The 13,474-nt window shown below is 56.1% G+C and carries 15 protein-coding genes; 12 read left to right on the top strand and 3 right to left on the bottom strand.

Annotation, left to right across the window (positions count from 1 at the left end; genetic code table 11):
* The first annotated feature begins 151 nt into the window (after positions 1 to 151).
* The 5 genes from N7578_RS22355 to dnaQ are packed head-to-tail and all read left to right on the top strand — an operon-like array spanning position 152 to position 3,756.
* Positions 152 to 973, top strand: a complete 822-nt coding sequence (locus tag N7578_RS22355; RefSeq protein ID WP_311112404.1) for a pyruvate, water dikinase regulatory protein — start codon at positions 152 to 154, stop codon at positions 971 to 973.
* 31 nt (positions 974 to 1,004) lie between these two features.
* Positions 1,005 to 1,604, top strand: coding sequence for a Maf-like protein (locus N7578_RS22360; RefSeq protein WP_311112405.1), 600 nt, complete (start codon positions 1,005 to 1,007; stop codon positions 1,602 to 1,604).
* On the top strand, positions 1,597 to 2,457 hold the full coding sequence (locus N7578_RS22365; protein ID WP_311112406.1) for a shikimate dehydrogenase: 861 nt from the start codon (positions 1,597 to 1,599) through the stop codon (positions 2,455 to 2,457). Before N7578_RS22360 ends, N7578_RS22365 begins: the two co-directional genes overlap by 8 nt.
* Positions 2,457 to 3,065 carry a dephospho-CoA kinase gene (coaE, locus tag N7578_RS22370; protein ID WP_311112407.1) on the top strand — a complete coding sequence of 203 codons (609 nt, stop codon included), beginning with the start codon at positions 2,457 to 2,459 and terminating at the stop codon, positions 3,063 to 3,065. Before N7578_RS22365 ends, coaE begins: the two co-directional genes overlap by 1 nt.
* Positions 3,058 to 3,756: a DNA polymerase III subunit epsilon gene (gene dnaQ, locus N7578_RS22375; RefSeq protein ID WP_311112408.1), complete on the top strand. Its 699-nt coding sequence runs from the start codon at positions 3,058 to 3,060 to the stop codon at positions 3,754 to 3,756. Before coaE ends, dnaQ begins: the two co-directional genes overlap by 8 nt.
* Before the next feature lie 88 nt (positions 3,757 to 3,844).
* On the opposite strand, the gene secB is transcribed toward dnaQ, so the two are convergent.
* Together secB and N7578_RS22385 are read right to left on the bottom strand one after the other, a co-directional pair.
* Positions 3,845 to 4,327 carry a protein-export chaperone SecB gene (gene secB, locus N7578_RS22380; RefSeq protein WP_311112409.1) on the bottom strand — a complete coding sequence of 161 codons (483 nt, stop codon included), beginning with the start codon at positions 4,325 to 4,327 and terminating at the stop codon, positions 3,845 to 3,847.
* 84 nt (positions 4,328 to 4,411) lie between these two features.
* Positions 4,412 to 4,948, bottom strand: a complete 537-nt coding sequence (locus tag N7578_RS22385; protein WP_311112410.1) for an FxsA family protein — start codon at positions 4,946 to 4,948, stop codon at positions 4,412 to 4,414.
* A gap of 140 nt (positions 4,949 to 5,088) precedes the next feature.
* Between N7578_RS22385 and N7578_RS22390 the strand changes: the two genes are divergently transcribed.
* The 5 genes from N7578_RS22390 to gyrB all read left to right on the top strand — a co-directional run bounded on the left by N7578_RS22390 (position 5,089) and on the right by gyrB (position 10,423).
* Entirely contained in the window at positions 5,089 to 5,787 is a 699-nt protein-coding gene (locus tag N7578_RS22390; protein ID WP_311112411.1) for a Tim44/TimA family putative adaptor protein, read from the top strand.
* Complete coding sequence (locus N7578_RS22395) at positions 5,787 to 6,905, top strand: murein transglycosylase A (protein WP_311112588.1); 1,119 nt, start codon at positions 5,787 to 5,789, stop codon at positions 6,903 to 6,905. The genes N7578_RS22390 and N7578_RS22395 overlap by 1 nt, the downstream gene beginning before the upstream one ends.
* Entirely contained in the window at positions 6,902 to 7,471 is a 570-nt protein-coding gene (locus N7578_RS22400; protein WP_311112412.1) for a Smr/MutS family protein, read from the top strand. The genes N7578_RS22395 and N7578_RS22400 overlap by 4 nt, the downstream gene beginning before the upstream one ends.
* Complete coding sequence (locus N7578_RS22405) at positions 7,468 to 7,833, top strand: helix-turn-helix domain-containing protein (RefSeq protein WP_311112413.1); 366 nt, start codon at positions 7,468 to 7,470, stop codon at positions 7,831 to 7,833. Before N7578_RS22400 ends, N7578_RS22405 begins: the two co-directional genes overlap by 4 nt.
* Positions 7,834 to 7,987: 154 nt before the next feature.
* Positions 7,988 to 10,423 carry a DNA topoisomerase (ATP-hydrolyzing) subunit B gene (gyrB, locus tag N7578_RS22410; RefSeq protein ID WP_311112414.1) on the top strand — a complete coding sequence of 812 codons (2,436 nt, stop codon included), beginning with the start codon at positions 7,988 to 7,990 and terminating at the stop codon, positions 10,421 to 10,423.
* Between the two features lie 92 nt (positions 10,424 to 10,515).
* Here the strand turns inward: gyrB and N7578_RS22415 are convergent, their stop codons facing one another.
* Positions 10,516 to 11,118, bottom strand: coding sequence for a nitroreductase family protein (locus N7578_RS22415; RefSeq protein ID WP_311112415.1), 603 nt, complete (start codon positions 11,116 to 11,118; stop codon positions 10,516 to 10,518).
* A gap of 127 nt (positions 11,119 to 11,245) precedes the next feature.
* Between N7578_RS22415 and N7578_RS22420 the strand changes: the two genes are divergently transcribed.
* Together N7578_RS22420 and N7578_RS22425 are read left to right on the top strand one after the other, a co-directional pair.
* Entirely contained in the window at positions 11,246 to 12,088 is an 843-nt protein-coding gene (locus N7578_RS22420; RefSeq protein WP_311112416.1) for a fumarylacetoacetate hydrolase family protein, read from the top strand.
* A gap of 124 nt (positions 12,089 to 12,212) precedes the next feature.
* Positions 12,213 to 13,445, top strand: coding sequence for a polyhydroxyalkanoate depolymerase (locus tag N7578_RS22425; protein ID WP_311112417.1), 1,233 nt, complete (start codon positions 12,213 to 12,215; stop codon positions 13,443 to 13,445).
* Positions 13,446 to 13,474 lie beyond the last annotated feature (29 nt).

Consider the following 13,474-nt stretch of genomic DNA (forward strand, 5'->3'; position numbering starts at 1 on the left):
GAAAAGTTGTTCAGGAAATTCACAGGTTCCGGTTTTTGAAACAAGGCCACTTGCGGATTGTGGAAAAAGTGCACTTTATTCCCAGCGCCGGTCCCGTCAGGGATCATTCCCCGAGTTTATCCAGCCTTATCAACAACGGGAGAAAAACAACGTGGAGAACAAAAAAAGTTTCTTCCATTTGCACCTGATTTCGGACTCAACGGGAGAGACTCTCATGTCGGCCGGGCGCGCCGTCTCCGCGCAGTTTCATGCCTCGATGCCTGTCGAGCATGTCTATCCGATGATCAGGAACCAGAAGCAGCTGTCGAAGGTTCTGGACCTGATCGATCAGGAACCAGGCATTGTTCTCTACACCATCGTCGATCAGCAGCTTGCCGAGTTTCTCGATCTCCGCTGTCATGCGATCGGTGTACCCAGCGTCAATGTGCTGGAGCCGATCATCGGAATTTTCCAGACTTATCTCGGAGCGCCTTCAAGGCGCCGGGTCGGGGCGCAGCATGCCTTGAACGCGGATTACTTTGCACGCATCGAGGCGCTGAATTTCGCCATGGATCATGATGACGGCCAGATGCCGGAAACATACGACGATGCGGATATCGTCATCATCGGCATCAGCCGCACGTCCAAAACACCGACAAGCATCTATCTCGCTAACAGGGGTATAAAGACGGCAAATATTCCCGTGGTCCCGAATGTGCCTTTACCGGAAAGTCTGTACAGGGCGACGCGTCCGCTGATCGTGGGATTGGTAGCGACCTCGGACCGCATATCACAGGTGCGCGAGAACCGTGAGCTCGGCGCGACCGGTGGTTTTGACAGTGGGCGTTACACCGACCGGGCGACGATCATGGAAGAGCTGAAATATGCGCGTGCACTCTGTGCCCGCAACAATTGGCCCCTAATAGATGTGACGCGCCGTTCGATCGAGGAAACGGCCGCTGCCATTCTTGCCCTTCGTCCCCGGACGCGATAATCCGGTTTTCGATATTCGGAGCATACAATAGATGAAACACGAGCTGATCCTTGCCTCGTCCAGCGCGTCGCGGCAGATGTTGATGCGCAATGCCGGGCTCGTATTTTCGGCCATTCCAGCCGATATTGATGAGCGGGCGATTGACGAGAGGCTGGAAAAAGATAGCGCCTCTCCCCTGGAGGTCGCACTTCAGCTTGCGCAGGCAAAAGCGCTCGCAGTCAGCGAGGCGCACCCGTCCGCCATCGTACTCGGCTGTGACCAGACCATGTCGCTCGCTGGCAGGGTATATCACAAGCCGAAGGATTTGGAGGAGGCGCACGCCCATCTGATGTCGCTCTCCGGGAAAACGCATCGCCTGAACAGTGCAGCGGTGCTGGTGAAGGGCGGCGAAATGATATGGCAGACCGTCACCAACGCCGATCTCACGGTTCGTGAACTTACGGCGGAATTCGTCACCCGGCATTTGCAAAGTGTCGGAAAAAAAGCGCTGACCAGCGTTGGCGCATATCAGTTGGAAGGTGAGGGAATCCAGCTATTCACTTCCATCGAAGGGGATTATTTTACGATTCTCGGACTTCCGCTTCTGCCACTGCTGGAAAAGTTAAGGGAGCTAGGGGTCATTGATGGCTGATTCACGTGAAACATTAACCAAGAATGCATTCGTTGCCGGCTATCCGATCAAGCATTCCCGCTCGCCGATCATTCATTCCTATTGGTTGAAGCACTTCGGCATCAACGGTAGCTACCGCGCTGTCGAGGTTTCTCCGGAGGCATTTCCTGAATTTGTCTCGGTGCTGAAAGAGCAGCGCCCGAATGGCTTTGTCGGCGGCAACGTGACCATTCCGCATAAGGAAACGGCCTTCAAGTTGGCTGACAAACCGGACCTGCTGGCGGAGGAACTCGGTGCGGCAAATACGATATGGGTGGAGGATGGCAAACTCTGCGCGACCAACACGGACGGTTACGGCTTCGTCTCCAATCTCGATGATCGCCATCCCGGTTGGGACAAGGCACGAAGTGCAGTGGTTCTCGGAGCAGGTGGCGGAAGCCGGGCAATCATCCAGTCACTGAGAAACCGGGGGATTGCTGAAATCCACGTGCTGAACCGGACCGAGGAGCGGGCAAGAGAACTGGCCGATCGTTTCGGGAAGCAGGTGTTTGCCCATTCCATGCAGGCATTGCCCGAGGTGATGCAGGGTGCCGGTCTTTTTGTGAATACGACGTCGCTTGGCATGGACGGTACAGCGGCCCCTGATTTTGACTTTTCGCCGATGGCGAATGGAGCGGTGGTGACTGACATTGTTTACGTGCCGTTGAAAACACCCATCCTGCGCATGGCGGAGGAACAGGGCATCGCAACCGTTGACGGACTTGGAATGTTGCTTCAGCAGGCGAAACCAGGTTTCGAGCAGTGGTTCGGGAAAAAACCTGAAGTGGATGAAACGCTTCGCTCCATTATCATAAAGGACATGGAGACACACTGATGCTGGTCATCGGCCTCACCGGTTCGATTGGTATGGGAAAGACGACCACCGCAAATCTTTTCCGGGATGAGGGGGTGGCCGTCCTCGATTCCGACAAGGTGGTGCATGACCTCTACAAGGAAGAGGCTGCTCCTCTGATCGAAACAGCTTTTCCCGGAACTGTAGGATCGAACGGTGTTGACCGTGTAAGACTGGCGGAAATCCTCAAGGTGAATCCGGCTAATTTTAAAGTGCTGGAGAACATCGTCCATCCGCTGGTGCAGAGCAGGCAGCGTGAATTCCTTCAGGCATCGGAAAACGAGGGCAGGCAGTTTGCTCTTCTCGATATTCCCCTGTTATTTGAAACGGGCGCGGAAAATCGGGTAAACACCGTTGTAGTGGTAACCTGCGATCCGGAAATACAACGCGAACGCGTCCTGTCGAGGCCGAGTATGACACCGGAAAAATTCGAAATGATCTTGGCCCGTCAGATGCCTGACGACGAAAAACGTCGTCGTGCCGATTTCGTCATCGACACCGGCCATGGTATCGAAGCTGCCCGCGACAGGGTAAGAGAGATCCTGAAAGATCTGGCACGGGATAGAGATACGGGAGAAAAAGATGCGTGAGATCATTTTCGATACCGAAACCACGGGGCTGGAATCGAAGTCCGACCGTGTGATCGAAATCGGCGGCATCGAGCTCATCAATCACTTCCCTACGGGAAGAACGTTGCACCTTTATATCAATCCGGAAAACCGCAAGGTTCACCCGGATGCATTGGCGGTACACGGCATCACCGATGAGTTTCTGCAGGACAAGCCGAAGTTTGCGGACGTCGTGGACCAGATCCGCGATTTCTTCGACGGCGCTCGCTGGGTTGCACACAACGCCACGTTCGATATGGGCTTCATCAACGCCGAATTCGCTCGTCTGGATATTGCGCCGGTCGCGCCTGATCTGGTGACGGACACGCTGTCGCTGGCGCGACGGAAACATCCGATGGGGCCGAATTCGCTCGACGCGCTTTGCCGGCGTTATGGTATCGACAACTCACATCGAACCAAGCACGGCGCGCTTCTCGACTCCGAACTTCTGGCTGAAGTCTATATCGAAATGATCGGCGGTCGTCAGACCGCTCTCGGCTTCGGCTCTGGCGCTCAGCAAGACGCGGTTGTGGCGGAGGATGAAGGGCCGGTCGAAGCATTGCAGCGGCTTCGACCCTTACCGGACAGGCTGGATGCAGATGCCGCCGCAGCTCATGGAAAGCTGGTTCTGGCAATGGGCGACAAGGCAATCTGGAACCGTTATCAGGACTAGTCTGGGATCGATCGATGGTTCTCAGAAAACAGGGCAATAAAAAACCGGGTTCGATGACCCGGTTTTTTTATTGCGATTTTTGCTCCGATCAGTTCGGAACGGCCTGAACCTTGGCCCTTGCCTGCTCTTCGGCAACGCGCTGCGCGAACATCTGCGCAAAATCGATCGGATCGATCATCAGCGGCGGGAAGCCGCCGTTGCGCGTCACGTCTGCAATAATCTGGCGGGCAAACGGGAACAGAAGACGGGGGCACTCGATGAAGAGGACCGGCAGCATATGCTCCTGCGGGAAACCGGCGATACGGAAAACGCCGCCGTAAACCAGCTCGGCTGCGAACAGTACCTTGTCGCCGTCCTTTGCTTCTGCGTTCAGCGTCAGCACGACGTCAAAATCAGAGCCGGAAATCGGGTTCGCGTTGACGTTCACATTTATGTTGATCGAAGGCGCGTTATCGCGGGCCTGAAGCGAACGAGGAGCGCCCGGATTTTCGAACGAAAGATCCTTGATGTACTGGGCAAGAATATTGAGAGAAGGGCTTGCTGCGCCCTGTGCACCATTTTCAGCGGTCATGCTATTTCCTCGCGGCATGAATTTGTGGGAGGGGGTCTACCATTTCGACCGAAGCCTTACAACCCTTGGCGACTGCCGCACTTTTCAGGACTTGGGAAGATTGCGGTCATCCGGTCCGTTTGACCAGGGGGAATTGCCCGGACCTTCCCGATGGAAGTCCCCTTCATCCAGGTCGACAACCCTGGAGTTGCCGCTGCCTTGCGGGTCATTGCGGAAACCGGACTGCGATCCTGCTCCGAAACCCGATTGGCGGAAAGAACTGGCGACAACGACGCGTGGGCCGAAGGTTTTCCAGAAGAACCGGCGTACAGCGGGAGACAGGAGGAGCAGGCCGATGATGTCAGTGATGAAGCCCGGTATGAACAGCAATACGCCGGCGACAACCCGCATCGCGCCATTCACCAGCTCGTCGGCCGGTTGCGCACCGGTTCGTCCGGCGTCCTGAAGGTTCCTCACCATGCTGAGGCCGCCGAGGCGCAGGATGAGCAGACCAAGAAACGAGGTAAAGACGATGAGCGCCAGTGTCAGCCACAGGCCGATCGCTTTGCCGACAACGATAAAACCGGCGATTTCTAGGATCGGCATCAGAAGGATGACGATGGGGAGAAAGGAAAAACGCATATTCTAGCCTTGCGTGTGCGCTTCTGGCAGATTGTGTGCCTTCACGACACCGATGATTGAATCTGCATGTTTGAATGATGATAAGATGCAGACTATATGATGTTCAAGATTTCAGATTTAAATGGCGGTCACGGTAAAAGATGGGCTTTAGCGACTTTATCACATTGTTTTTCCTCGTGGCGGCGGTGCTGATCTTCCTTCAGCTGCGCAGCGTTCTCGGTCGCCGCACAGGCAATGAAAAGCCGCCATTCGATCCTTACAGCCCCCGTGACGTGGCAAAGAGCCCTGTTTCGGACGATAACAAGGTCGTGACCTTGCCCAAGCGGGGTGAAGTTGACGAGGAAACCCGCTTTGCCGAAGTGGACGCGATGGCGCCGGAAGGCTCTGCGCTGAACACATCACTGCGGGAGCTGATGGAGAAGGATCCCTCCTTCCGTCCGAAGGAATTCCTCAACGGTGCACGCATGGCTTATGAGATGATCGTCATGGCCTTTGCCGATGGTGACCGCAAGACACTGAAGAACCTTCTGTCCAAGGAGGTTTTCGAGGGCTTCGATGCGGCAATTTCCGAGCGTGAGGCTCGCGGTGAGGTGGTCAAATCCACGTTCGTGGGTATCGAGAAAGCCGACCTGACGCAGGCCGTCGTTCGTGATTCTGAAGCGCAGATCACCCTTCGCATCGTCAGTCAGCTTATTTCCGCAACATACGACAAGAACGGCAATCTGACGGATGGCGATCCGGAAGCGGTTGCCGAGGTTGACGATATCTGGACATTCTCGCGCGACACGCGCTCGCGTGATCCGAACTGGAAGCTTATCGCGACCGAATCCGAACAATGATAACGACACCGGCTGAATTTTCCGTCGAGGAGGTTTCGTTCGAAGACCTGCCGTTCTGGCAGAATGACGATCCACGAAACCTTTTTCCAGCGATGCGCAGGATGCTCACGCATCTGCAAAATGCCAAGCCTTACAGGACGGGTGAACTTGGTCTTTCGGCAGGTGATCTCATTCCGCTTCTCGAGTTGGCGGACAATGCCGCTCCGGCAGACGCGGATAAGGCGCGGCGGTTCTTCGAGGAAAACTGTCGCCCCTTCCGCATTTCGCAGGCAAACGGAAAACGTGGCTTCGTCACGGCTTTCTATGAACCGGAACTGGAAGTTTCCGATGTTTGCGACGATGTCTGGAAATATCCTGTTTACCGCAGACCCGCGGATCTGATCGACATCGACGACAAAAATCGCCCCGAAGGTTTCGATGCATCCTATGCATTCGCACATCAGACTGGCGATGATATTTCGTATTTCCCCGACCGTCGTGCGATCGATCAGGGATATCTGGAAGGCAGGGACCTTGAGATTGCCTGGGCAAAATCGAAGGTCGATCTGTTTTTCGTCCATGTCCAGGGTGCCGCGCGTCTCGTCTTCCCGGACGGTCGGGTAAAGCGTGTGACCTACGCGGCCAAGGCCGGACACCCCTTTTCACCGATTGGACGGCTTCTCCTTGATCGCGGAGAGCTCGATCCCAGGACAATTTCGATGCAGTCGATCCGCAAGTGGCTCGGCGCTCATCCGGATCAGGTAGACGATGTGCTGTGGCATAACCGCTCCTACATCTTCTTCCGGGAAGCCGATGTTACGGATTTCGACCTCGGTCCGATTGCAGCTGCCAAGGTTCCGCTCGTTGCCAGCAGATCGCTTGCAGTCGACCGGCTGCTGCACACATTCGGATTTCCATTTTTTATCCATGCGCCGACACTGAAGCATCTTGATGATGGAAAACCTTTCTCGCGGTTGATGCTGGCATTGGATACGGGGTCCGCAATAGTCGGCCCGGCGCGTGGGGATATTTTCACCGGTTCGGGTTTCGAGGCGGGAGAGCTGGCTGGCACGGTGCGCAACGATGCCGATTTTTATATACTGATTCCGCGCATGGCTGCGGAAAGGTATCGGCGATGAAGGGCAGTCGAAAACTCGGCAAGGATGAACGCATTCTCTGGGGCAGGGTGGCGAAGACCACGCGGCCGATCTCGGGGAAGCTGGAGGATTTGCTGGATTTCGATGAAATCGAGGAAGAGGTGGTCGAGCCTGGCGTTGTGGAGAAGAGCAAGGCTGGTTTTCCACGCATGCTGGTGGAAGTTCCGGACGTGCAGCCCGGCATGCCGTCGCTCAAGCAGAGGGTTCACCAGCCGCTCGAAAAGCCTGTCAAGCGCAAGCTGACCCGCGGCCGGCTGCCGCTGGAAGGGCGCATCGATCTGCATGGAATGGTTCAGAGCGAGGCACATGCCGTCCTGCTCGATTTCCTTTTGCAGGCGCATGAGCGTGGACTGCGGCATGTTCTGGTCATTACCGGAAAGGGGCGATCCATGGGAAGCGAGGGTGCCTTGAAGCGCGCCGTGCCCATGTGGTTCTCCAAGCCGGAATACCGTTATTTGATTTCCTCATATGAGGATGCCTCGATTAATCACGGTGGTGAGGGTGCGCTCTATGTGAGGCTGGCAAGACGAAGGGTTGAGAAATCATGACGCCTTTTGCCGAAGCCGTTCGGACGTTGCGGGAACGAAAAGGCGTAACGCAAAAGGAGATGGCCGCAGCCATCGGCGTTTCGCCCGCTTACCTTTCGGCACTCGAGCATGGCAGGCGCGGGCGGCCGAGTTTCGATCTTCTCCAGCGCATTGCCGGATACTTCAATATCATCTGGGACGAGGCGGAAGAGCTGTTTTTTCTGGCCGGGTCGTCCCACCCTCGCATCGTCATCGATACAGCCGGATTGCCGCCGCAATATACCGCTTTGGCCAATGGCCTGGCGCGTGATATACGCAAGCTGTCGCCGAGTGTGATAGAGGAACTGACGGCGGTGCTGCAAAAAAGCCGTTCTTGCGATTGAAAGCCTTATATCCCCTGATTTATGCAGCGGATGGGACATGCGGCCTTTGGATATTTGCTGGGAATTTCTATAGTCCCATGTCGGAATTTGAGTGATTCGCTGGCTGCAAGCCTCTCACGAAAACTTGGCCGGGAAAACTTTGGAAAGAGTACTTATGACCGAAAGATCGTCAAGCGAAGTCGGCACGAACACGGAATATGGAGCCGATTCGATCAAGGTCCTCAAGGGTCTTGATGCCGTGCGCAAGCGGCCCGGCATGTATATCGGCGATACCGATGACGGTTCCGGCCTGCATCACATGGTTTACGAGGTGGTGGACAACGCCATCGATGAGGCGCTGGCCGGTCATGCCGACCTGGTAACGGTGACTTTGAATGCCGATGGCTCCGTCACGGTAACCGACAACGGACGTGGTATTCCGACTGACATTCACCCGTCCGAGGGTGTCTCGGCGGCGGAAGTCATCATGACGCAGCTGCACGCCGGCGGAAAGTTCGATCAGAACTCCTACAAGGTTTCCGGCGGTCTGCACGGCGTTGGTGTTTCGGTTGTCAACGCGCTTTCTGTCTGGCTGAAGCTTCGAATTCGCCGAAATGGGAAAGTGCACGAAATCGGCTTTACGAACGGTGTTGCCGATGCGCCGCTGGCCGTTGTTGGTGAATACGAAGGCCGTAACGGCACGGAAGTCACCTTCCTGGCAAGCCCCGAAACCTTCACCATGACGGAATACGATTATAAGACGCTTGAACACCGTCTGCGGGAACTGGCCTTCCTAAATTCCGGTGTTCGCATCCTGCTGACCGACAAACGTCACTCCGACGTCAAGCAGGAGGAACTTCTTTACGATGGCGGTCTTGAAGCCTTCGTGCGTTATCTGGATCGCGCCAAGAAGCCTCTCGTTGACAAGCCGGTGGCCATCCGCGGTGAAAAGGATGGCATTACCGTTGAAGTCGCGATGTGGTGGAACGATAGCTACCATGAGAACGTGCTCTGCTTTACCAACAACATTCCGCAGCGCGATGGCGGCACCCATATGGCCGGTTTCCGTGGCGCGCTGACGCGTCAGGTCACGTCCTATGCGGATAGCTCGGGTATCACCAAGAAGGAAAAGGTCAGTCTTCAGGGTGAAGACTGCCGTGAAGGTCTGACGGCCGTTCTTTCTGTGAAGGTTCCCGATCCGAAGTTCTCGTCGCAGACCAAGGACAAGCTCGTTTCGTCCGAAGTTCGGCCGGTTGTTGAGAACCTGGTCAACGAGGCACTGAGCACCTGGTTCGAGGAACATCCGACGGAAGCAAAAATTCTCGTCGGTAAGGTCGTGGAAGCCGCGGTCGCCCGTGAGGCGGCGCGAAAGGCACGTGAACTCACCCGCCGCAAGGGTGCTCTCGATATTGCGTCGCTGCCCGGCAAGCTTGCCGATTGCTCCGAACGCGATCCGGCAAAGTCGGAACTTTTCCTCGTCGAGGGTGACTCCGCAGGCGGTTCCGCCAAGCAGGGCCGTTCGCGTGAAACGCAGGCCATTCTGCCCCTGCGCGGCAAGATCCTGAACGTCGAGCGCGCCCGTTTCGACAAGATGCTGTCCAGCCAGGAAATCGGCACGCTGATTACCGCGCTCGGCACGTCGATCGGTAAGGACGAGTTCAACGCCGACAAGCTGCGTTACCACAAGATCATCATCATGACGGATGCTGACGTCGACGGCGCCCACATCCGCACGCTGCTCCTGACGTTCTTCTTTCGTCAGATGCCTGCATTGATCGAGCGTGGACATCTCTATATCGCTCAGCCGCCGCTGTATAAGGTCACACGCGGCAAGTCGATCCAGTACCTCAAGGATGAAAAGGCTCTCGAAGAGTACCTTATTTCAATGGGTATCGAAGAAGCCTCGCTGACGCTGGGCTCCGGTGAAGTCCGTACCGGTGAAGATCTGCGCGAGGTTATTCTGGACGCAGTGCGCATGCGTTCGATGATCGATGGTCTTCATTCCCGTTACAATCGCTCTGTCGTGGAACAGGCGGCGATTGCCGGTGCGCTCAATCCCGAGCTTTCCGCGAATGCATCGCGTGCCTCGGAAACCGTGGCAGAAGTTGCGCGCCGTCTGGACATGATCGCGGAAGAAACCGAGCGTGGCTGGACAGGAACCGTTCTGGAAGATGGTGGCCTGCGTTTTGAACGTATGGTCCGTGGCGTCAAGGAAGTCTCGACGCTCGATATGGGGCTTCTGGGATCCGCGGACGCCCGTCATATCGACCAGCTCGCTGTTCGTACCCGCGATGTCTATGCGACGCCGCCGACCCTGCAGCGCAAGGAAGGCACGCTTGAGCTTGCCGGTCCGCGCGCATTGCTCGACGCGATCTTCGCCGCCGGACGCAAGGGTCTGTCCATGCAGCGCTACAAGGGTCTTGGCGAAATGAATGCCGAGCAGCTTTGGGAAACGACGCTGGACGCCAATGTGCGGTCGCTGCTTCAGGTGAAGATCAGCGACGCGACCGATGCCGATGGCCTGTTTGCTCGCCTGATGGGTGATGAGGTTGAGCCCCGCCGTGATTTCATCCAGGAAAACGCACTGAGCGTCGCAAACCTCGATATCTGATTTGTGGATTAGGCTGCGTCACGATTCACGTGAAACAGAAAATTAACAATAGGCCCGGTGGATCATTCCATCGGGCCTTTTTCATGTCAGATCTAGTCAGCCTTGCCGATGAACTTTCCCTCGAAAGCAACCTCTGCAAGCGGGAGGCGCTTGCTCGGCACTTCACGCTCTGCCAGATCGTCGGGCAGTGTGCTTTTGTCGGTCAGGGTGCCGATGGCGACGGCCGCATTCACCACATAGCCTTCGGGAACCTCCAGTTTCTCAACAATCTGGTCCTTAAAGATCCCCGCCATGCCGTGCGCGTGATATCCGAGCAGATGAGCCTGCATTGCTAGCGAGAACCAGGATGCTCCGGCATCGAAGGAATGTGTTGCCGACGGCTTCTTCTCTCCCTCGCGTGAAACGTTGTAGCTCCGCGAAATGACGAAGAGCAGCGCGGAGGCATTTTTCGCCCAGCGCTGATTTCCCTCCATCAGAAGCTCTAGGAAAAGCGGCCAGTCCTTGCTGTCGCGCTGCGCATAGACAAAGCGCCAGGGCTGATTGTTGGAGGCAGACGGCGCCCAGTGTGCAGCATCGAGGATTGTCAGAAGATCTTCCTGCGGCATGGGTTTTCCATCGAAAGCGCGTGGCGACCAGCGATCCAGAAATAGCGGATCGACGGGAAATTCGGATTGCCTGGTATTGCTGTTCGTCACGGTCGGTTCCTTTCGATTGACGGAATGGAAAAGGTATTTTTCAAAAGTTGAGGTGGTCAAGGGGTGACAAGTATAAATGCATCGTTCATATATGCATCACCTTGTCTGACAACTGGGAGTGAGTTCCATGAAACTGATGCGCGTCGGTAAGCCCGGCCAGGAAAAACCCGCAATCCTCGACGCCGAGGGTAAAATCCGCGATCTGTCCGCCCACGTGAAGGACATTGGCGGTGAAGCCATTTCGCCCGAGGGCCTGAAGAAGATCGCTGCAATCGATCTCGCTTCGCTTCCGGTCCTCAACGAAGATCGCATCGGTGCCTGCGTTGCCGGAACCGGCAAGTTCATCTGCATCGGCCTCAACTTCTCGGATCACGCAGCTGAAACCGGCGCGACTGTACCGCCGGAACCCGTCATCTTCATGAAGGCGACGTCGGCGATCGTTGGCCCGAACGACAATGTCATCATTCCTCGCGGCTCCGAAAAGACCGACTGGGAAGTGGAACTTGGCGTGGTTATCGGCAAGACGGCGAAGTACGTCTCTGAAGCTGACGCCCTGGACTATGTTGCCGGTTACTGCGTTTCGCATGACGTTTCCGAACGTGCGTTCCAGACTGAACGTGCTGGTCAGTGGACTAAGGGCAAGTCCTGCGACACCTTTGGCCCGATTGGCCCGTGGCTGGTGACAAAGGACGAAATCGCTGACCCGCAGAACCTCGGCATGTGGCTCAAGGTCAACGGCCAGACCATGCAGGACGGATCCAGCAAAACGATGGTTTACGGTGTGGCTCACGTCGTTTCCTATCTCAGCCAGTTCATGTCGCTGCAGCCCGGCGACGTTATCTCCACCGGCACGCCGCCCGGTGTTGGCATGGGGCTGAAGCCGCCGCGTTACCTAAAGGCAGGTGATGTCGTGGAACTCGGCATCGAAGGTCTGGGTTCCCAGAAGCAGACGTTCGTCGCTGATATCTGATCGGCTTTTTTCACTTTGATTTTGGGCGCTGGTGGGAAACTGCCTGCGCCTTCAAAATTTGTGCAGCTGCGAAAAACTGCTATGGTGAGAAAAAAGAGCGTGATTTGCGAGGGAGGCGTAATCAGTGTTCTATCATCTCTATGAAATGAACCATGCGGCGATGGCGCCGCTCAGGGCAGGCGCTGATATGATGCGTCAGGCTTGCAACAATCCCTTAAATCCGCTTTCAAGCACCGCCCTAGGCCGAAGCCTGGACGCAGGTTTCGAGGTTTTCGAACGCCTGACACGACGTTATTGCAAACCGGAATTCGGTCTTGCAGAAACAGTCGTTGACGACAAGCCCGTTGCGGTCACCGAAGAAATTGTCTGGTCGCGTCCGTTCTGCAATCTCGTCCATTTCAATCGGTCGCTGGATGCTCGCCATCAACCCGATCCGAAAGTGCTGCTTGTGGCGCCGATGTCCGGCCACTATGCGACACTGCTTCGTGGAACGGTGGAGGCTCTGTTGCCGTCAGCCGATATCTACATCACCGACTGGATTGACGCCCGTATGGTGCCGGTAACGGACGGCACCTTCGATCTGGACGATTACATCACCTACGTCATCGAGATGCTGCATCACCTCGGGGAGGGGGCGCATGTCGTGGCCGTCTGTCAGCCTTCTGTCCCGGTTCTTGCCGCCGTCTCGCTGATGGAGGCAGAGAGTGACCGTTTCGCTCCGGCGTCCATGACACTGATGGGTGGGCCGATTGATACGCGCATCAATCCCACAGCCGTCAATGGACTTGCCAAGGCAAAGCCGATCGAATGGTTTCGGGACAATGTCATCATGGACGTCCCGTGGCCCCAGCCAGCCTTCGGCCGGTCGGTCTATCCGGGTTTCCTGCAACTGTCCGGCTTCATGTCGATGAACCTCGACAGGCACATGACGGCGCATAAGGATTTCTACCTGAACCTCGTCAAGAACGACGGGGACTCGGCGGAAAAGCATCGCGATTTCTACGACGAATATCTGGCTGTCATGGATCTGACGGCGGAGTTTTATCTACAGACCGTTGAAACCGTCTTCATCGAACATGCGCTACCAAGAGGCAAAATGTTGCATCACGGCCGCGCAGTCGATCCTTCCGCCATTCGCAACGTTGCGCTTTTCACCGTGGAAGGTGAAAATGACGATATTTCCGGCGTTGGCCAGACGAAGGCAGCCCATGATCTCTGCCTCAATATCCCGCAGGATAAACGTGCGCACTATATGCAGCCCGATGTTGGCCATTACGGAGTTTTCAACGGTTCACGTTTCCGCAAGGAAATCGTCCCGCGCATGCTGGAGTTCATGCGGCAAAACCAAAAGGCATAGGTAATGCCACGCATTTTCATGGTCAATTC

It is taken from the genome of Agrobacterium tumefaciens, from assembly GCF_031801495.1.
GTDB classification, from domain to species: Bacteria; Pseudomonadota; Alphaproteobacteria; order Rhizobiales; family Rhizobiaceae; genus Agrobacterium; species Agrobacterium tumefaciens_K.